Below are 19,777 nucleotides of genomic sequence, written 5' to 3'. Positions count from 1 at the left end.
ATATATCTCCAACTCACTGAATTCCATTACTCAGCGTATTTATTCAGATAGCCAGCGACATGTTTTGCGAAGTAGGTGAGTATCATGTCGGCACCGGCGCGCCGAATCCCGAGCAGGCTTTCCATGACCACCGCGTTTTCGTCGAGCCAGCCGCCCGCACAGGCGCTCTTGATCATGAGGTATTCGCCGCTCACCTGGTAGGCGGCGATGGGTAAGGTCGTCTCATCCCGGAGCCGGGCGATCACATCGAGGTAGGGTCCGGCGGGCTTGACCATGACGATGTCCGCGCCCTCCTCCTCGTCCATGAGCAGCTCGCGGACCGCCTCGCGGACGTTGCCGGGATCCATCTGGTAGGTCTTCTTGTCGCCCTCCTTGGGAGCCGAATCCAAAGCCCCCCGAAATGGGCCGTAGAAGGCGGAGGCGTATTTCGCCGTGTAGGCCATGATCCCGACTTCCTCGAAACCGGACTCGTCCAGGGCCACGCGGATCGCGCCGATCCGCCCGTCCATCATGTCGGAGGGGGCGACAATGTCCGCCCCGGCGCGGGCATGGCAGAGCGCTTGCCTGCAGAGTACCTCAACGGTCTCGTCGTTGAGGATTTTGAGGGAGTCCCCCTCCCTCACCACGATGCCGTCGTGGCCGTCGGAGTTGTAGGGGTCCAGGGCGACATCGGTGATCACGCAGACATCCGGGCAGGCGGATTTGATGGCGCGGATGGCCTGGGGGACGTGGCCGTCATCGTTCGCGCATTCCGCCGCGTCCGGGGATTTCAGGCGTTCCTCGATTTTCGGGAAAAGCACCACCGCGCGGATGCCGAGCGCGCGGGCGGACTGCACCTCGGCGACGAGTCCTTGCAGCGACCATCGGGTGCATCCGGGCATGGAGGCGATCGCCACATCCTCGGCATCCGCATGGAAAAACAGCGGTAGGATCAGGTCTTCCACATGCAACCGGGTTTCCCGCACCAAGCCGCGTATCGCGGCCGTCCGCCTGTTCCTCCTGCCGCGCATCATCATTTCCATGACGGGAGGCTACATCCCATCCCGCCTGGCTGGAAACCGAAATTTAGCGGGGGATGCGCACCGCCACGGCATTCGCCGCCGCGTATTCCTTGGCATGGCTGAGGCTCACCTGCACCTCCGCGATCCCCTCCCGGGCAAGGAATTCCGCCGCATTGCCGCTGAAAACCATTTTCGGTGCGCCGGTTTCCGCCCGCTCCACTTCCATATCCAACCAACCCGCCTGCCCGCCTATCCCTGTCCCGAGGGCTTTCGAGACCGCTTCCTTCGCTGCGAAGCGCGCCGCGTAATGGAGGGCGGGTCGTTTTTGTTTCGAGCAATACTCCTGCTCCCGGATCGTGAACAATCTCCCAACGAACACATCCCCCAGCTTTTCCATGGCCGCCTCGATGCGATCCACCTCCACCACATCGATCCCGATCCCGTAGATGATCATGCGCCGTATCCCTTCATCCCCGACACCATCTCCGCGACCGCCTGCCTGATGCCCACGCTAACCGCACGGGAGACAATGCTGTGGCCGATGTTCAGCTCCGTCAGATGGGGCACCTTGAAGAGCAGCGGGAGATTCCGGTAGTTGAGTCCGTGGCCCGCGTTCACCTGGAGGCCGAGCGAATGACCCAGCTCCGCCGCAGCGATGAGACGGGAAAGTTCCTCCGCAGGATCCTCCGCGTTGGCGAAAGCCCCGGTGTGAAGCTCGATCATGTCCGCCCCGGAGCGGGATGCCTCCTCAACATGCTGCGGCACCGGATCGATGAACAGGCTGACCTTGATGCCGCGGTCTTTGAGACGTTTCACCGCTTCCCTCACCGTCCCGGAAAGCGCGACAACATCCAGCCCGCCCTCGGTGGTGACTTCCTCACGCGTTTCCGGGACGAGGCACGCGAATTGCGGTTTGAGCCGGAACGCGAGATCCATCATCTCCTCGGTGATGCCAAGCTCCAGGTTGAGCGGCAGGTCGCAGGCATCCTTGATCCGGAACACATCGGCATCCTGCATGTGCCTGCGGTCGCCGCGCACGTGCACGGTGATCGAGTCCGCCCCGCCGGCCTTCGCCTCCAGCGCAGCGTCCACGACGGAAGGCTCCGCATTCGGGGAATCCGGCAAAAGGGCGTAGCGCGCCTGCCGCAGCGTGGCCACGTGATCGATGTTCACCCCGAGCAAAAGTCCCATGTGCGTAAGCTAGCCCGCGTTCCCCCCACCCGCAATGCAAGACTGGCGAGGAGTGTGAGGATTACTTTTCCAGTGCCTCGGCGCGTGAGATCAGGGCCTTGGCCGCGTCGGTATTGCGGCCTTCCGAGATCCAGAGATCCGCGAGGGCACGCATGGCTGCGGCGGTTTCGTTTTTTGCCTCCTTGGGGAAATTGCGGATGGCATTGCGGAGGCGTTCCTCGGCGGCTTTGGCCTGGCCTTGGGCAACGAGCTCGCGGGCGGACTCCAGCAGGAAGGCGGGCGACATGTCGGCGGGGTTGGCCAACATCGCCTCGGCCTCGCGGAAAAGGCGGGCGGACTTGTCTTTGGTCTCCGGATCCCGGGAGCTGGCCATGGCGAGTTTCATCATGAGAGCGGCGTCCTCGGGTCGATCGAAGACGGCTTTTTCCAAGAGCAGGCGGGCGGCGCGGAACTCGCCGTCGGCGATGAGCTCGTCGGCGAGTTCCAGGAATTCATCGGGGGTGCCGCCGCGGATCTTGAGGAGCTCGGCGGCATGGCTTCTCGCCTCCTCATGCTTTCCCTGGAGGCGGTATTGCTTGGCGAGGGATTCGTGGGCGAGGGATTTCCCGGGATGCGCCTCCAGAACCTCCTTGAGTATGGCGATGCCTTCCCCGATCTCCTTTTCGGAGAGAAGCAGGATCCCGAGGCGGATTTTCAGATCGAGCGAGGAAGGGACGGCCGCCACGTGCTTCCGAAGGATGGAGATGGCTTTCCCCATGTCCCCGGCCTCGCGGAAATGGTCGCTGGCGGCGCGGGAAATGGATGACCACTCGGGGTGATTTTCCGCAGCATCGGCAAAGCATTTCTCGATGCGGGCCCGAGCGCCCTTGTCCTTGCTGTCGTAGAGGCTCTTCGTTGTAGCGACGTAATAGCGGACGGCCTCCGGCGTATCGAGCCTCAGCCTCTCAAGATATTCGCGGGCGCTGTTGTCGTTGCTGAGCTCGCGCTCCTGTCGGATGAGGCGCTCGATTGGCAAGTGATCGCCGGGCATGGCGGCAAGCGCTTGCTGGTAGGCTTCGCGACGTTTTCCCTCCGCGATGGAATCACCTTTCCCGATGCGCCCGAGAAAATCCCCGAACTCGATGCGTATCATCGGCTCGTCGGGACGTGCACCGACGGCATCCTGGAAGATCCCGAAGGCGGCTGCACGATCGCCCTCTGCTAGGCGTTTTTCCGCGATCATGCGGACGAGGTGCATGGCGGTGGGATCGGCGGCGTAAGCTTTTTCGTAATACTCACCTGCTAGATCCTCCTTGCCGCGCAGCTCCTCCAACACCCCGTATGAAAAATCCAGCAGGCTGCCCGCGTTTAAAGCCGAGACAGTTGCCATGCCGATGCAGTGTGCGATGTGCATAACGCTTCCTACACCCGCGATCCCATGTTGAAAAGCCTGCTTGTTCCCCTCTCCCTTGCCGTTTCGCTGGCCGTCTGCGATGCAGGACTCCCCGCCCATCCCCGGCTTCTGGTCACGGCGGCTGATTGGGAAAAACTGCCCGCACGGATGGAGGCGGAGCCGGCTGTCCGCAATATCATACAAGCCACGGTTGCGCGCGCCGACTCGGTGCTCGATGCCCCTCCAGTCACCTACGTGCTGACTGGGCGGCGCATGCTTTCCGTTTCCCGCGAGGCTCTCCAGCGGGTGCTCGACCTGGCGACGACATGGAAGGTTTCCGGCGACCGGAAATACCTCGAACGCTGCCGGGAGGAATTACTGGCGGTCTGTGCCTTCAAGGACTGGCACCCCGCACACCACCTCGACACGGCGGAGATGCAGACAGCGGTGGCGATCGGATACGACTGGCTCCACGCCGAACTCAGCGCGGAGCAGCGCAAGGCCATCGGGACTGCGCTGTTGGAGAAAGGGCTGCGGGAGACCTTCGGTTACAAATCGCTCCAGGAACGCCCTAACAACTGGAACCAGGTATGCATGGCCGGGATGGTTTTTTCGTCCATCGCGCTCATGGACATTGAGCCGGATCTTTGCAAACAGGCGATGGCCGAGGCGCGTGCGGCGATCAAGGTCGGGATGAAGGGCAGCTATGCGCCGGACGGCGCCTACGCGGAGGGCGGCGGTTACTGGCAGTATGGTACGGATTTCGCGATCCTCATCGTCGAAGCACTCAGGACGGCGGGCTTGCCGGAAGCGGGCATTGTTTCCCACCCGGGATTTCTCGAAAGCGGCCGCTACCTCGTGCAAGCTCATGGAACCAGTGGCTTGCTCTACAACTATGGCGATACGAATGAGAGCCAACCGGGGATTAGCCCGGCGCTTGCGTGGATGGCACGGGAGAACCGCAGCGGGTCTTTGCGCCATTTTGCCATCCAACCCATCCTCGCCCCCAAACTCGCCAGATCCAGCCGTTTCCTCGCACTCGCAGCCTTCTGGATTCCGGCAGCGGGAGATGTGAAGGAGGACAGCCTGCCATTGCACTTCCTAGGAAGCGGCCACAGCCCGGTGGCCTTCCACCGCACCGGATACAAGGAGGATGGGCTTTTCCTCGGAATCAAGGCGGGAAAGGCCGATGTCCCCCACGGCCACATGGATGCGGGATCCTTCGTGCTCGATTGGGCGGGACAACGGTGGGCGGCGGATCTCGGGAAACAGGATTACCACTCGCTGGAGCAGAAGGGCTTCGTCCTTTTCCAAATGGAGCAGGAAAGCAGGCGCTGGGAGGTGTTCCGGCTCAACAACCACACCCACAACACGCTCACTTACAACGGCGGGCTCCACCGTATTGATGGAAAGGCGAAAATCCTTTCCTCAAGAGGCGCACCGGAGAACGAGACACTCCTGGACATGTCCGCACCGCTCGGCCTTCCGAAGGAAGCAACCGCGCAGCGCCGCTTCACGATGGAGGATGGAACCGTGACCGTGACGGACACCCTCGAAAGCCTGAAGCCCGGCGACAAGATCACCTGGCACATGATCACCCGCGCAAAGGTGGATTCCGGGAAAGACGGAATCGAACTCCGGCTCGGCGGCAAGAGAATGGCACTCGACCTTTCCTCACCCCAATCGAAATCCATCGAGATCTCCCCCGCCGATCCCCCGACCACCGACCACGACGAGCCGAACCCCGGCATGACAAGGATCTTCCTCAATGCGATTGCCGGGGATGACGGCAAGATGACGATCAAGGCGGTGTTTCGCGGTGCTGAGTGAACCTCACCGTCTGCGGTAATCCCTCGGAGAGAAGCCGGTGGCCTTGCGGAACTGGCGGCTGAAATAGTTGCTGTCGTTGAAGCCCACATCCAAGGCGATCTCGGTGACCGGCTTGTCGGTGTTGCGCAGCAACATGCAGGCGCGGTTGATGCGCTGGCCAAGCATCCACGCCAGCGGCGAAGTGCCGGTGGCGGAGCGGAAAATCCGCAGGAAACTCCGCGAGGACATGTGCGCGATGCTGGCCAGTTCATCCAGATTCACCTCGTTGTTGATGTTCCGCTCAAGGTGGGACAGTGCCTCGCCGATGCGGAGGAGCGCTTTCCCGTCCGGCGATGGATTGCTTCCATAAAGCCTCGATAGCATCCCGATGAGCTGCATGAAGGTCGCCGTGGCCATGAATCCGAAGCCCGGCTCACGGGCATCCAGCTCTGCCTCCAACCTGTCCGCGAGCTCCAAAACCTGCGCCAGCTCACGGCTACCCAGATGCATCCGGCTGCGGGCGGGCGCACGGGACTTCCGTGATGGCTCCAAGGTGAAAAGCGCATGGTAACCCGCCACGGAAGCCAGATCCAGCAAGCGCATCTTGAGCTGATCCGGCTGGAACAGGATATTCACGAGCTTGAGGTCGTCCAAGTCCCGATATTCGTGCTCGCGGTCGGCATTGATGACGAACACGTCCCCCGCCGTCAGTTCCCACGATTCGCTGCCGCTCACATGCAGGCATTTCCCGCCGATCACCAGCACCAGCTCCGCAAACTCATGCCCGTGCGGGCCGAACTCCCCCTGCGGCTCCCTGCGTTCGACGCTGATGGGAAAGCCATCGGGATGGAACCATTCCTCGATCTTGAGCACCCGCTTCATTGGCGGGATCGTGCTTCTTTTTGGCGGAAGTGTGGAGGTTTTTCTCGGATTTCTGCCCTAGCATCGCAATCACTCGCAACTAAAAACCCAACTTCCCATGTCCAGAAAACCCAAAAGCATCGCCCAGTCCTACTCCCAAGCCCAAGAACGTTACGCAGAAATGGGCGTCGATACCGAGGCTGCAATGAAACGCCTTTCTGGGATCCCGATCTCTCTCCACTGCTGGCAGGGCGATGACGTCGGCGGATTTGAAAACACCGGGCAAGGACTCAGCGGCGGAATCGCGGTGACAGGAAATTATCCAGGAAAAGCCAACACCCCGGAAGAACTCCGCGCCGATCTCGACAAAGCCCTCTCCCTCATCCCCGGCACGCACCGCCTCAACCTCCACGCCTTCTACGGCGAGTTCGGCGGCAAGAAAGTGGATCGCGATCAGATCGAGGCCAAGCATTTCCAAAACTGGATCGACTGGGCGAAGGCGAAAAGCATGGGCATGGATTTCAACCCGACCTGCTTCGCCCACCCCAAGGCCGCGGATGGCTTCACCCTCTCCCATGCGAAAAAAGGCATCCGCGATTTCTGGATCGAGCACTGCCAGCGCTCCCGCGAGATTTCCGCCGCGATGGGCAAGGCTCTCGGCTCCCCCAGCGTGATGAATGTCTGGATCCCGGACGGCTACAAGGACACCCCGGTTGACCGGGTCTCGCCCCGCCAGCGCCTAGAGAAATCCCTCGATGCAGTGTTCTCCAAAAAACAGAACCCGAAGCACATGTTAGACGCCGTGGAGTGCAAGCTCTTCGGAATCGGCAGCGAGAGCTACGTCGTAGGCTCGCACGAATTCTATATGGGCTATGCCGTGAAAAACCAGAAGCTGCTCTGCCTCGATGCCGGGCATTTCCACCCCACCGAGGGCATCGCCGACAAGCTCGGCACGATGCTCATGTATGTGCCGGAAATCCTCCTCCACGTCAGCCGCGGCGTCCGTTGGGACAGCGACCACGTCGTCACCCTCGACGATGCGCTCCAATCCATCTCCGCCGAGCTTGTCCGCAACAACCTCCTCCCCCGCACCCACATCGGCCTCGATTTCTTCGACGCCAGCATCAACCGCATAGCCGCCTGGACGATAGGCACCCGCAATACCCTCAAGTCCCTGCTAATGGCCTTGCTCGAACCCGCCGCCCTCAGGGACGCGGAAAAAGCCGGAGACCTCACCACCCGCCTCGCGCTTATGGAGGAACTCAAAACCATGCCCTGGGGCGCGGTGTGGGATCGTTATTGCGAAACCCAGGGAGTCCCTGTAGGCATGGATTGGATGAAGGAAACCAAACAATACGAATCCGAAGTCCTCTCGAAGCGATAATTTCAGAATCTAACAAAAACCCATATGTCAAACGTCCACATCGATCCGGAAGCCGTCGAAGAAATCGTCGGAGGTGAATACGAACGCGAACCCGTGCCTGCAAAGGCCCAGAAAGGGCCAAAGGCTTTCTGGGGCATGTATGCCGGCGAGCACGCCGCCGGAACCGAATTCATGATCGGGCCGCTATTCCTGGCCGCAGGTGCCAGCCTCATGGATCTGACCGTAGGCCTGCTGATCGGGAACATCCTCGCAGTCCTGACATGGCGTTTCCTGGTGGTGCCCATCGCGATGAACCGCCGCCTCACGCTCTACTACCAGCTTGAGAAAATCGCGGGCGGAAACATGGTCAAGATCTACAACATCACCAACGGCATACTCTTCTGTTTCCTCGCAGGTGCCATGATCACCGTCTCCGCCTCAGCAGTGGGGATCCCTTTCAACACACGCTTTGTCGTGCCGGAAGCCACCTTCGGGCTGAGCGGTTTCGGTTTCACGGCCATCGTCGCGGTGGTCGGGGTTGTCATCACAGTGGTCGCGGCGGCGGGATACAATACCGTTGCCCGTTTCGCGAACATCGCGGCACCGTGGATGATCCTTGTGTTCGCCGCCTGCGGCATCGTTTCGCTCGCCCAGATGGATGCCCATTCGTTCAGCGCCCTCAATACAATCTGGAACGACGGCGTCTCCTTCGTCCAAACCAAGAACGGCCCGCAGGAATTCGGGCTCGGCAAAATCATCATCTTCTCCTGGCTCTGCAATGCCGCAATGCACTTCGGGATGGCGGATCTCTCCATCTTCCGTTTCTCGAAAAACAAATCCGCAGGCTGGGCACCGGCCGTCGGGATGTTCCTCGGCCACTACATGGCATGGATCTGCGCCGCGCTCCTGCTTGCCGCCCTCATCGCCACGAATCCCGCCGCCTCGCTCGATGCGAACGGAAAGGTCCAGGCGGATCCCGGCTTCCTCGCATGGAACGCCCTCGGTTGGACCGGCATCATCGTCGTCGTCATCGCAGGCTGGACCACCGCGAACCCGACCATCTACCGCGCCGGCCTCGCCTTCCAGAGCCTTTTCAAAGGCGCACCGAAAGTAACAGGCGTGATCCTCGCAGGCATCGTCGCAACCGTCGCCGGAGCCTTCCCCAACCTCTCCGCCCAGCTCCTCGGCTTCGTCGGAACCTACGGAATGATCCTCGGCCCCATGGGTGCGATCATTTTCGTGAACCACTACCTCGCGAAACGCCTCGGCTTCCTGGAGGATGCGGCGGATGCCACGAGATCGGGATTCAACATCGCTGTGCTGCTCGCATGGCTGATTCCGGCCATTCCCGGATTGTGGCTGATCCTGTCAAAAGGTGTCTTCGCAGCCTATCTCGTCATCCCCGCATGGATCGCCTCGGCCATCCTTTATGTGATCCTCGGAAAAATCATGTTCTCCAACAAATCCCATGCCTGATCCTTTTATGAAAACCATACTCACCATCGCAAAACCCGTCAGCTGGGTTTCCCTACTGCTCATCGTCGCCCCGCCCCTGCTCCACTTCAGCGGTACGATCAAGGCCGACCTGATGACACAGCTCCTTCTCGCAGGGACTTTCATCTGGTTCGTCAGCGCATCCCTCTGGATGAAATCCGAGTAACATGGAGAAGGGGGTTTGTTTCCCCCTTTCTCTGCAAAGGGTTTTCAGAAACCCTTCCCCGTATCCATGAACACCCGTCTTTCATCCGCGTGCATCCGCGTAAATCCGCGGTTCCTCTTCCTCTTTTTCCTCGTCCAAGGCCTAGCCAACGCCCTGCCGCCCGCCCTCAAAGAAAAAGCCGAAAAATCGCCCCTCACCTCTTTCGTCATCCAGCCGACCCGTATTGTCTGGAAATCGGAGAAAGGTGTCTCCAACGAGCAAAACCTGCTCAAACCACACTCCGGCCAGGCTGTCCTCAAGGAACCCTCCCCGCCGCTTATGCTCCAGCCCGGCGGCGCGGTGGTGATCGACTTCGGCGTTGAGATCACCGGCTCCATCGAGCTTTTCACGACCCTCACCAAAAGCAAGGACATGCCTTCGCTCCGCATACGCTTCGGGGAATCCGTGGCGGAAACCATGGCAGAGATCGGCGAGCGCGGCGCACAGAACGACCACGCGCTGCGCGACATGACCGTGAAGATCCCGTGGCTTGGAAAAACCACCCTCGGCCCCAGCGGATTCCGTTTTGTCCGCATCGACAACGCCGATGCGAAGATCCCCGCAGAGCTCAGCCACATCCAGGCCATCCTGACGCTCCGCGATGTGCCATACATCGGCTCTTTCAAATGCTCCGATGAGAGGCTCAACAAAATCTGGGAAACCGGGGCTTACACAGTCCACCTCAACATGCAGGAATACCTCTGGGACGGCATCAAGCGCGACCGCCTTGTCTGGCTCGGCGACATGCATCCGGAGGTGAGCATCATCAATTCCGTGTTCGGATACAACGAGGTCGTCCCAAAGAGCCTCGACATGATACGCGATGTCACCCCCGTCACGGACTGGATGAACGGGATCAGCTCCTACTCGATGTGGTGGGTCATCATTCATGAGGACTGGTATCTCCACCACGGGAACCTGCCTTATCTCACCGCGCAGAAACCTTACCTAACAGATCTGCTGAAACGCCTATCCACCTTCGTCGATGCGGATGGGAAAGAAACCCTCGACGGACACCGCTTCCTCGATTGGCCAACTGCTGATGACAAGGTCGCCGTCCACGAGGGCTTGCAGGCGATGATGACAATGACAATGGAAAGCGGCTCCCGCCTTTCCACCATCCTCGGAGACAAGGAAACCGCCGCGCTCTGTGATGCCACCGCCGCGAAGCTCCGCAAACACAGCCCCGCATCCAGCGGCCGCAAATCCCCCGCCGCCCTCCTATCCCTCGCTGGCTTGCGCGATGCAAAACAGGTTTCCGAAGGCACACTCAAAAAGGACGGCCCGAAGGATCTCAGCACGTTCTACGGTTTCTATGTCCTCAACGCCCTCGCCAAATCCGGCGACATCCAGACCGGCCTCGATTTCATCAGCCAATACTGGGGCGGGATGTTAGATTTCGGCGCAACCACCTTCTGGGAAGACTTCGATCTCGCATGGACGGAAAACGCAGGCCGCATCGACGAGATCGTCCCGCCCGGGAAAAAGGATCTCCACGGCGATTTCGGAGCACACTGCTACATCGGCTTCCGCCACAGCTTCGCCCACGGCTGGGCGGGTGGCCCGACAGCATGGCTGAGCGCAAACGTGCTTGGTGTCAGACCCGTCGCCCCAGGCTGCGCGCAGGTCGTGATCGCACCCAATCTCGGAAACCTCGAATGGGCGGAAGGCACCTACCCCACGCCGAGGGGACCAATCAAAGTCCGCCATGATAAACAGGCAGACGGCAGCATCAAATCCACGGTGGAACTTCCCGCCGGCATCGAACAAGTGAAACCCTAACAGAAAATGAAATCCCTTTTCCTCCTCGTCGCACTCTCGTGCCTCTCCGCCGCCGCCGTCACTCCGGAAAAGCTGCGCGCCGAGCATCTCGAGAATCCGCTCGCGCTCGGCACCGTCACCCCGCGCCTTTCCTGGCAGCTTGCCGCAGGCGATGCCAAGGACATCCGCCAGACCGCCTACGAGATCGAGGTTTCCACCAAGCCCGGTGCCGCCGACCTCTGGACCACGGGAAAAGTGGAATCCTCCAACACATCCCTTATCCCCTACGCAGGCAAGCCGCTGACATCCCGCAGCTCCACAACATGGCGCGTCCGCTCATGGATCGCGGGCGAAACCGAACCTGGCCCATGGTCAGAGATGGCGACCTTTGAGGTAGGCCTGCTGGCAGCAGAAGACTGGCAGGCGGAATGGATCGAAGCCGCGGAAAATCCCTCACACAAGACCAAGGAAAACGTCCAGAATTTCGCCAACGACAAGGATAGGGGAACGCTTGTTCTCACCCCCGCGAAACATCTCCGCAAGGAATTCGAGTCGCCCAAGGAAGTGGCCAAGGCCAGGCTCCACATCACCTCGCTGGGCGTCCACACCGTTGAGATCAACGGCAAACGCATCGGCGATTGGTTCCTGGCTCCCGGCTCGACGAGTTACGATCACCGCATCAATTCCCTGACTTATGACGTCACACAAGACATCCGCTCCGGCAAGAACGTGATCGGCGCCACCCTCGCGGACGGCTGGTATTCCGGCTATTTCGCCTTCGGCCTCTTCGTGAAATTTCCCGAGCCAGACCCGAATGCCATGGGTCGCTACTACTACGGGATCAATCCCGCCCTCAAGGCACGCCTCGACATCGAGTATTCGGATGGCAGCAAAGCCTCCGTGGTAACCGACCAATCATGGAAATCCGCCCTCGGCCCCTACAAGGAAGCCGACATCCTCATGGGGGAAACCTATGACGCTCGCGAGGAAATACCCGGCTGGTCAATACCCGGCTTCGACGATTCCTCATGGAAACCAGTCGCAATCCACAAGGGCAGCAAGGGAGCCATCGATCCGCATCCTGGCGTCCCCGTCCGTGCAATCCGCGAGATCACGCCGGTATCTGTCACCGAGCACAAACCGGGAACATTCATCTTCGACCTAGGCCAAAACATTTCCGGAGTCGTGCGGCTCAAGGTCAAGGGCAAAGCCGGCGATAAGGTCACACTGCGCTTCGCCGAGGTGTTGCACAACGACGGCCGCCTCTCCACCGAGAACCTGCGCTGCGCCCGCACCGTGGACACCTACATCCTGAAGGGCGATCCTGCCGGGGAAACTTGGACTCCCGAATTCACCTACCACGGTTTCCAGTATGTGGAGCTCACCGGCTTCCCCGGGAAACCTGACAAGGATGCGGTCACCGGCGTCGTCATCCATTCAGACACCCCCTTCCACGGCGAGTTCGTGTGCGACGACGAGATGCTCAACAAACTCCACTCGAACATCACCTGGACCCAGCGCGGAAACTTCTTCGATGTTCCCACCGACTGCCCACAGCGCGACGAACGCATGGGCTGGACCGGCGACGCACAGATCTATGTCCGCGCCGCAACCTACAACGCGGATATCGCCTCCTTCTACACGAAGTGGCTCCGCGATCTCAACGACGACCAATGGGAATGGGGCGCATACCCTAACTTCGCCCCCCGCCCTTTTGTCCGCCCGAACGATAAGTTCGCATCTGCATGGGGCGATGCGGGCATCATCTGCCCATGGACGATCTGGCGCGTCTATGGCGATACACAGGTGATCTCCGAGCACTGGGACAACATGGAGAAATTCATGAAATTCCGTGCCGACCGCGATCCGCAGATGAAGGGAACCGCCAAGGGCGATTCCAATTACGGTGACTGGCTATCCCTTTACGAACCAAAGACCCCCATCGAGTTCATCGACCTCGCATACCATGCCCACGATGCCGGATTGATGGCGGAAATGGCGGCGGTCATCGGAAAAACGGACAGGCAGGAATTCTGGAAAAAACGCCATACGGAACTACTCGCCAGTTTCCAGAAAATCCATCTCAAGGAAGACGGATCGCTGGATGTCGCAAACCAGAGCACCTACGCGATGAGTCTCAAACTCGGCCTCATCCCAGATGATATGCGCGTCAAAACCGGAGCACACCTCGCAAAGCTGATCCGCGACAACGGCAACAAGATGTCCACCGGATTCCTCGGCACCCGCCCCCTACTGCCAGCCCTTTCCTCCACCGGCCACCACGACCTATCCGGCATCCTGATGCAGCAGAAAGAATACCCAAGCTGGGGCTACGAGGTGGAGAACGGAGCCACGACAATCTGGGAACGCTGGAACAGCTATGTCGCCGGCAAAGGCGTCCACGATCCCGGCATGAACTCCTTCTCCCACTACGCCTTCGGCGCAGTCTCCGAATGGATGTTCTCCGAGCTGGGCGGCATCGACCTCCTCACACCCGGCTACGATGAGATCCGCATCGCCCCCCGCCCCACCGGCACCATCAAACAGTGCTCCGTCTCCACCGGCACACGCCACGGCAAGGTCTCATGCTCATGGAAGATCAAGGGCGACAATTTCTCCGTGGAAATCACCATCCCACCGAATGCCTCCGCCTCAGTGGCGCTACCCATCGACTCGGCTGACATCCCGAAATCCATCGGCTCAGGCACCTATAGCTTCAGCGGGAAATACACAGCCCGCTGAGCAAAAGATTCCCAGGCTCCACTCCCTGACTGCCGAAGTTTCCGGCATCATCGGGGTGCCTGCGAAACCGGTCTCAGGTTCAGGCGTTTTCAGGGAAAACGATCCCATCGAAGACATCCGCCAGCGGCAGTGCCGCCTCGATTTCCGCTAGCGCGATGACCGCCTCCCTGCCGGTGTAAAACTCCTCGGCAAATCCCCCGCTCGGTTTGCGCCGCAAGACCAATGCCGTCTCCGCCTCGGATTCGATAAAGAGCAAGACCTTGAGAGTCGGGATGGCGAGATACGCATCGCGCTTTTCACCGAGATCGGTGCGGCGGGTGGATTTACTGAGCACCTCAATGATCACCACCGGTCTGTCCTGATAATGGGAGGTACCTGATTTGGAATCGCAAACGACCTGCACGTCAGGGTAGTAGAAACGAGTGTGGTCTGAGAGCTCGAGGCGGACTTTCGTGTCACTGGTAAAAGCCTTGCATGGCTTTCCCTTCAGGTATCCGAAAAGGGTTCCTATCGTATTGGCTGATATTTCCGCATGATTGTTAGTCCCGCCAGCCATCGCATGAACCGTCCCGCCAATGTATTCATGGCGAACATCCGCAAGGATTTCTCCCTCCAGATACTCCTCCACGGAGATGTTCGCATGTTTTACCAACGCTGTCATGGTAGTAGCATGGCGGGATCACCCGCATTTGCAAGTCCCCAGCAATTCCTCACTTGCCCAACAGGTAGGCGAAGAGATCCTTCAGCTCGTCCGGATTGAGACGATTGATCATCGCGGGTGGCATCGGGGATACCTTGGAGGGTGCGATGGATTTGATATCGGCGCGGCTGATCTCGATCTGCTGTGCGAAATCGAAGGGGTTGATGCCGATCACAAGGATCTCATCCTGCTCGTTGAGCACGCGCCCGACGGTTGTCTTGCCGTCGTGGGTGATGATTTCCGTGAACTCATACTGGTCGGAAATCACCTCGCTCGGCTCGATAATCGAATGGGCAAGATCCTCGGCGGAGAAACGACCCGCAAGATTCGTCAGATCCGGGCCCTGGGCGCCACCTTCCGTTCCGAATTTGTGGCAGGCAGAGCAGAGGGAAGCCTCGAACATCGCCTGCCCCTTGGCCTTATCGCGGCCTTCCAGCCCTTCGCTGGTAACTTTCACCACCTCCTCAATAGTCCAGGCACGGCCTGGCCCTTGGACGGGTGGAAGCGCCTTGGGAGCCTTGGCGGGAGCCTTGGCATCGGCGGCGAAGAGTTTTTTCTCATCCTCCGTGCCGTTATCATAAATCTGCTGGCGTATCATCGCGATAGCCGGTGCATAGCTGTTGCCTCCTCTGCGGCTCTCGATTTCGCGGAACCAGTTGAATGCGCGTCTCCGCTCTCCGGGACCCCACGGCCCCTTCACGGCACGCAGGCAGTAGAGATAATGGATCTGCGTGCGTGGCGGCTGGTTCTTCATCACCTCGTTGATGTCCTTGCCATACCGGGAGTTCCTTTCCACAAGATCCTGCCACGGCTCTGGTTGCTCCGCGGGAGCTTCGTCCATCAGTTTCAGTGTCCGCGCCACCACTCCGGGTGCTTGGAGGTAGCAGAGCATACGCGCCAGTTCGAAATTGAGCGTCCGCTCATCGGAGGGGTACGACTTGTCGATCTTCGCGATCACCGCTTTGCGCTCTGCATCCGACGGCTCACCGCCACGGATAAACACAAGCCCGGCGGAACGCAGCCAGTTGAGCTTTTGTTGGAGGGAAAGGCTCTCCCAACCGGTATCCATGAGAATTTTCAGGGCGAGGTCGCGGTGCTTCTTCCCATCCATCCTGGCCATGGCCATGGTGCCCATGATGCGTGTCCATGGATTCTCCTGCTCCGCAATGCGCGGTGCCCAATCGGTGTTGGGGAAACGCTCAAGCGCGGCCTTGGCGAGAAAGCGCAGTGTCCTGTCGTCGGAGCCGAGGTTTTCCAATACCAGCGCACCATCCGCGCTTTTCGGATTCCGGACATATTCGGAAAGCTTGTCACGCACCTCATGCACCGCCTTTGCCGCAGGCTGCGGAGCGGTCGGCTCGCTGCCGGTGTAGATCACCCTCCACAGATGCGACACCCCCTTGCGCCCGCCGGTGGCGAAATACATGGCACCGTCCCTGCCGATCACGGCATCCGTCACGGGCAGCCCGGCACCGGCCACGAATTCCTCTTTCTCCACGGAGTACGAGGCACCATCCGGCGTCATGTGCAGCGCGTAAATTGTCGCAAAAGTCCAGTCCAGCGCATAGATGGCCTGCTGGTATTTCGCAGGTGCCTTGAAGCCGCGGCCGGCCACCACACCCGTCGGCGATCCCGGCCCGATGTTGAGCACAGGCTTGACGCTGTCCTCGTAATACTCCGGCCATTTTCCGCTGCCATTGCGCCAGCCCTGCTCCGTGCCGGGGACAGCGTGAATGATGCGCGTCGGACGGTACCATGGCATCCCGAAGTCCCATTCCATGTCCGCATCGTAGGAGAAAAGCTCGCCGTTGTCGTGGAAGGCGGCGTCATAGGTATTGCGCTGGCCCATGGAGACGAGCTGCCAGTCGGAGCCGTCCGGCCTGAACCTTGTGATCCAGCCGGCGGGCGCGTTCACGTTTGCCGCGTGTCCTCGGCCATCCTTGTTTTTTGGTAGCAGCTGGTCTTCCTCCCAGACCTTTGCGGGGAAGGAGTCGGAAAGATCAGGGAGCTGGCCGTAGTTTCCGGATACCAGATAGAGCCACTCCTTGTCAGGCGATACGACCAGCGAGTGAATGCCGTGCTCACCGCCCGCCTTGATGCCCTTCAAAAGCTCCGGCGTGCCCCAGCCATCGCCCTTATCCTCGACAACCCACACGCCTGTCTGGGACGGGTTCTTCTTCACGTTCTCGTTGACCACGATGTAAAGCTTGCCTTTGAACCAGAGAACCCCGTGTCCGCCCGAGACCGCGATATCAAGCGCCTCCACCTTCGTCTGCCCGCCGGACAGCGGCGGAACGGTAATACGGAAAAGCCCACCGTATTGATCCGTTGCAATGAGCCGACCCTTGTCGTCTTCCGTCAGGCCCACCCAGCTTCCCTCGTCTTTGGTAACATCATGGATTTTTTCCAGCTTGAAACCAGCGGCAACCTTGAAATCCGCCGTCATGTCCGTAACTTCCGCTTGAGCGAGGACACTGAATGCGAATCCGGCTGCAAACACTCCAAGAACTGTGTTTTTCATTGTGGGAAGATACTCCCCGGACACCTACGATCTCTCAACAGAAAAACACATTTCCAGAAAAAAAGCCCAATGAACCTACCTTCGCCGGAAAAATCCAACGCCCTCGAACAGAGGATGGCTTCGCTCGGAATTGACCCCGCAGATCTGCTTGAGAAATTCGTGCGCGGCTCCGGCGCGGGCGGCCAGAAAATCAATAAGACCTCGAACTGCGTTTTCCTGAAACACCTGCCCACCGGCATCGCGATCAAGTGCCAGATGGAGCGCTCGCGGGAAATGAACCGTTTCCTCGCCCGCCGCGAGCTGTGCGATCAGATCGATGCCATCGCCAACGGGAAAGCCTCCGCGAAATCCCAGGCCATCGAGAAGCTACGCCGCCAGAAACGGCAGAGATCGCGGCGCTCCAAGCAGCGCTCCGTCGCGGACAAGCGGAAGCTCTCGGATAAGAAAGCGCTGCGCAGGCCGCCGGCTGAGTGAGTCCGTCCAGCGACTCACTCTGCAGTCCGTTCCGTCATAACATACCAAGTTTGCTGCCTTGGATTCCATGATATGCGATGGATAGTATAGTCGGCAGGACTGTAGCTCATCGGTTCATCGATTTCTTCTTCCTCCTCGTCATCATCCTCTTCCGGAATCTCTTCTGGCTCGTTCTCGGCCTTCAAAAGCAATTCGCGGAATACCCGGGACACCTTCCAGATGAATTCGCTGATCGCGATGCTGCGGCCAGTCCCTTCAAGCCGGTACATGTTCTTCTCGAACCCGAAATAGAACCTGGGCGAGGTCTCTGCGAGAGGGAGATTGGTGACGGAACGCCCGAAATCATCGCGCCCAACGATGCCCATATCTCCGGGACCGGCGGCCTGCAGGGCGGAAGCCATGGGAACGCTGAGGTTTACAGCAAATCCTTTCCAGGGATTGGCATTGTCTTCCTTCCAAAAGGGATCATCGGCCGGAATCCCAAACCGGGCCAGTATTTCCGGCTCCGGTAATTCCCCTGTCAGCCTGGCTCGCCTCTGGTATAGATCGGCCCAACGCGAAGCCTTCGGATCCTCATAGACCGGTTCGCGCATATGACGGATGAAACTCAGCAACTTCCTGATCACTCTCCGGAGAAAAAAACAAATGGCCGATACTGTCGATCCACTTGTGCGGCCAACCGGCGGAACCATCCCCGATATGGACGGACAACAAAGGGCAGGTTCCCCGGCCCGGCGTTTGTGAAAGTCGCGCACCGCATCGCCACGTGGCGGATTTGATCAGGGCGGATTCACTTTTCCTCGAGCCAACTAAGTATCTGTTGCCGGGCCTCTGACTTCCCGTCGCTTCCCGCAGGCCACCCGTTCTTTTCCGCATACTCATCGTGGTCTCTCTTGCTCTGGCCAATGATCGAACGAAGATCGTAGATCAGTTCCCTTTTGGAAACCGCATCCAGCTTTTCGATCGCACCGTGCGCCACGAGAAAGCGCGCACCTTCGAGATTCCCGCTCCTCGATGCAGCATACAGCGGCGGTCTTCCGTTCTTATCCGGGATATCGACGGGCAATCCCGCTTTCAAAAGAAATTCCACGATATCGACATGCCCCAGTGCCGCCGCCAGGTGCATGGCCGTGTGGCTTTCCCCTTTGAACGCAGGGTCGCCACCCTCCTTGACCAGCAACGCGACCAATGACAAATCCCCGCTGAAGCATGCTTTGATGATCGCCGTGTCCCCAAACCCATCCGGCTGATTGATCCTAGCGCCATGTGCCAACAGGTATCTAACCACATCCACACGACCGTGTTTCGCAGCGGCGGTGAGAGGGGTTTCGCCGGTATTGCCGAGGGTCCAACCCCACCGGCTTGGCTCATTCAAATCCACGCCAAGCCTCATGCATAGCCGAACCCCCTTGATGTCGCCTTTGGCCGAGTAGCCGGTGAGTCGATTCGCATCAGGCCACCAAACCATGATCGCGGCTGCGGCAACTGCGACAAGAAATCCCAGCAATAGCCAAGCGAGGACGATCCATATCCGTTTCCCGGAAACTCTCATAATTGTTATGTTAGTCTTAGTCATTCTCCGAGATCCGCAAAGACCCCGGTCGCGGCTTTGGCCGATATCTTCTGATTCTTTGCATACGCCCGGCCTGCCGCAGATCGAATTTCCGCCCTACCCTCGCCTTTGCGCCAGCTTTCGATGGAGGACGAGAGGATGAACGAACCCGGATACATGAGCTGCCTGGTCATCAGCACAGGCCTGCAACCGAGAGCTTCGAGGCGCTTCTTGAAATAGGATTCGCTCAGGCAGCATAACACGGCCACATCCGTATCGTTGCCTTCGACCTTGGCGGGCGGATCAATTGGAAAATCCATGAGCCCGTTGTGTCCGATGAAGGCGACGGGGTCGTATTTCCCGCCAGCCGCAGCCTTCTCGAAATCGACAATGCAGGCACCCATTTCGGATCCCCGGTAGGCATCCGCGACCAATTCGATGTCAGCCGCCGTGTGCTTGAAGGTCAGGCGGCGTAGTATCGCCTTCGATACGTCCTTCTCGGATTTCACCTGTTTCCAGTTTTCCGATTTCCTGAAATGAACGGCCAGTCCATCCGTACATCCCCAGTAAAGGTTCGCATCGGGATCATCGCCGTTCCCGATCTTCTCCCCGACCGGGACGATCCCCTGGGTCTTGTTGTCGCAGAGCGCCACGAAAACCCGGATCTGCTTCGGGGCGGCATGGGCAACGGCGGATAGCACGAGAAGCATCAGGATTGCCTTCATGAAGAG

Annotated in this window: 17 protein-coding genes; 7 read left to right on the top strand and 10 right to left on the bottom strand. The window is 59.7% G+C overall.

Annotated features, from left to right (window positions below; all coding sequences use genetic code 11):
* Positions 1-26: 26 nt before the first annotated feature.
* The 4 genes from hemB to HZ994_01145 all read right to left on the bottom strand — a co-directional run bounded on the left by hemB (position 27) and on the right by HZ994_01145 (position 3,585).
* Positions 27-1,022 carry a porphobilinogen synthase gene (hemB, locus tag HZ994_01160; protein QTN30993.1) on the bottom strand — a complete coding sequence of 332 codons (996 nt, stop codon included), beginning with the start codon at positions 1,020-1,022 and terminating at the stop codon, positions 27-29.
* Positions 1,023-1,065: 43 nt separating this feature from the next.
* Positions 1,066-1,455 carry a holo-ACP synthase gene (acpS, locus tag HZ994_01155; GenBank protein ID QTN30992.1) on the bottom strand — a complete coding sequence of 130 codons (390 nt, stop codon included), beginning with the start codon at positions 1,453-1,455 and terminating at the stop codon, positions 1,066-1,068.
* Positions 1,452-2,192: a pyridoxine 5'-phosphate synthase gene (locus HZ994_01150; protein ID QTN30991.1), complete on the bottom strand. Its 741-nt coding sequence runs from the start codon at positions 2,190-2,192 to the stop codon at positions 1,452-1,454. The genes acpS and HZ994_01150 overlap by 4 nt, the downstream gene beginning before the upstream one ends.
* A 61-nt stretch (positions 2,193-2,253) precedes the next feature.
* Positions 2,254-3,585: a tetratricopeptide repeat protein gene (locus HZ994_01145; GenBank protein QTN30990.1), complete on the bottom strand. Its 1,332-nt coding sequence runs from the start codon at positions 3,583-3,585 to the stop codon at positions 2,254-2,256.
* Positions 3,586-3,609: 24 nt separating this feature from the next.
* On the opposite strand from HZ994_01145, the gene HZ994_01140 reads away from it, so the two are divergent.
* On the top strand, positions 3,610-5,394 hold the full coding sequence (locus HZ994_01140; protein ID QTN30989.1) for a heparinase II/III family protein: 1,785 nt from the start codon (positions 3,610-3,612) through the stop codon (positions 5,392-5,394).
* A 3-nt stretch (positions 5,395-5,397) separates the two neighbouring features.
* On the opposite strand, the gene HZ994_01135 is transcribed toward HZ994_01140, so the two are convergent.
* Positions 5,398-6,255 carry a helix-turn-helix domain-containing protein gene (locus HZ994_01135; GenBank protein QTN30988.1) on the bottom strand — a complete coding sequence of 286 codons (858 nt, stop codon included), beginning with the start codon at positions 6,253-6,255 and terminating at the stop codon, positions 5,398-5,400.
* A gap of 97 nt (positions 6,256-6,352) precedes the next feature.
* On the opposite strand from HZ994_01135, the gene HZ994_01130 reads away from it, so the two are divergent.
* The 5 genes from HZ994_01130 to HZ994_01110 all read left to right on the top strand — a co-directional run bounded on the left by HZ994_01130 (position 6,353) and on the right by HZ994_01110 (position 13,799).
* Positions 6,353-7,618, top strand: a complete 1,266-nt coding sequence (locus HZ994_01130) for an L-rhamnose isomerase (protein QTN30987.1) — start codon at positions 6,353-6,355, stop codon at positions 7,616-7,618.
* Positions 7,619-7,642: 24 nt separating this feature from the next.
* On the top strand, positions 7,643-9,073 hold the full coding sequence (locus HZ994_01125) for a hypothetical protein (protein ID QTN30986.1): 1,431 nt from the start codon (positions 7,643-7,645) through the stop codon (positions 9,071-9,073).
* Between the two features lie 7 nt (positions 9,074-9,080).
* Positions 9,081-9,257, top strand: coding sequence for a hypothetical protein (locus tag HZ994_01120; GenBank protein QTN30985.1), 177 nt, complete (start codon positions 9,081-9,083; stop codon positions 9,255-9,257).
* Positions 9,258-9,323: 66 nt separating this feature from the next.
* Positions 9,324-11,078: an alpha-L-rhamnosidase gene (locus HZ994_01115; GenBank protein ID QTN30984.1), complete on the top strand. Its 1,755-nt coding sequence runs from the start codon at positions 9,324-9,326 to the stop codon at positions 11,076-11,078.
* Positions 11,079-11,084: 6 nt separating this feature from the next.
* Positions 11,085-13,799 (top strand): family 78 glycoside hydrolase catalytic domain, encoded by a 2,715-nt coding sequence (locus tag HZ994_01110; GenBank protein QTN30983.1) that lies wholly within the window; start codon positions 11,085-11,087, stop codon positions 13,797-13,799.
* A 79-nt stretch (positions 13,800-13,878) separates the two neighbouring features.
* On the opposite strand, the gene HZ994_01105 is transcribed toward HZ994_01110, so the two are convergent.
* Both HZ994_01105 and HZ994_01100 read right to left on the bottom strand, forming a co-directional pair.
* Positions 13,879-14,460: a Uma2 family endonuclease gene (locus HZ994_01105; GenBank protein QTN30982.1), complete on the bottom strand. Its 582-nt coding sequence runs from the start codon at positions 14,458-14,460 to the stop codon at positions 13,879-13,881.
* Positions 14,461-14,509: 49 nt separating this feature from the next.
* The gene (locus HZ994_01100; protein QTN30981.1) at positions 14,510-17,020 is read right to left on the bottom strand and encodes a c-type cytochrome; all 2,511 of its coding nucleotides are present in this window, start codon (positions 17,018-17,020) and stop codon (positions 14,510-14,512) included.
* A gap of 69 nt (positions 17,021-17,089) precedes the next feature.
* Between HZ994_01100 and HZ994_01095 the strand changes: the two genes are divergently transcribed.
* Positions 17,090-17,494, top strand: coding sequence for a peptide chain release factor-like protein (locus tag HZ994_01095; GenBank protein ID QTN30980.1), 405 nt, complete (start codon positions 17,090-17,092; stop codon positions 17,492-17,494).
* A 14-nt stretch (positions 17,495-17,508) separates the two neighbouring features.
* On the opposite strand, the gene HZ994_01090 is transcribed toward HZ994_01095, so the two are convergent.
* From HZ994_01090 to HZ994_01080, 3 genes are all read right to left on the bottom strand, one after another.
* Positions 17,509-18,087 carry a hypothetical protein gene (locus HZ994_01090; protein ID QTN30979.1) on the bottom strand — a complete coding sequence of 193 codons (579 nt, stop codon included), beginning with the start codon at positions 18,085-18,087 and terminating at the stop codon, positions 17,509-17,511.
* Positions 18,088-18,284: 197 nt separating this feature from the next.
* On the bottom strand, positions 18,285-19,001 hold the full coding sequence (locus HZ994_01085) for an ankyrin repeat domain-containing protein (protein ID QTN30978.1): 717 nt from the start codon (positions 18,999-19,001) through the stop codon (positions 18,285-18,287).
* A 65-nt stretch (positions 19,002-19,066) separates the two neighbouring features.
* Complete coding sequence (locus HZ994_01080; protein QTN30977.1) at positions 19,067-19,771, bottom strand: hypothetical protein; 705 nt, start codon at positions 19,769-19,771, stop codon at positions 19,067-19,069.
* Positions 19,772-19,777: the final 6 nt, after the last annotated feature.

Source organism: Akkermansiaceae bacterium (assembly GCA_017798145.1).
Taxonomy (GTDB): Bacteria; Verrucomicrobiota; Verrucomicrobiia; order Verrucomicrobiales; family Akkermansiaceae; genus Luteolibacter.
The sequence above is the reverse complement of the archived record's forward strand: the minus strand, read 5'-3'. Positions and strand labels throughout refer to the sequence as shown.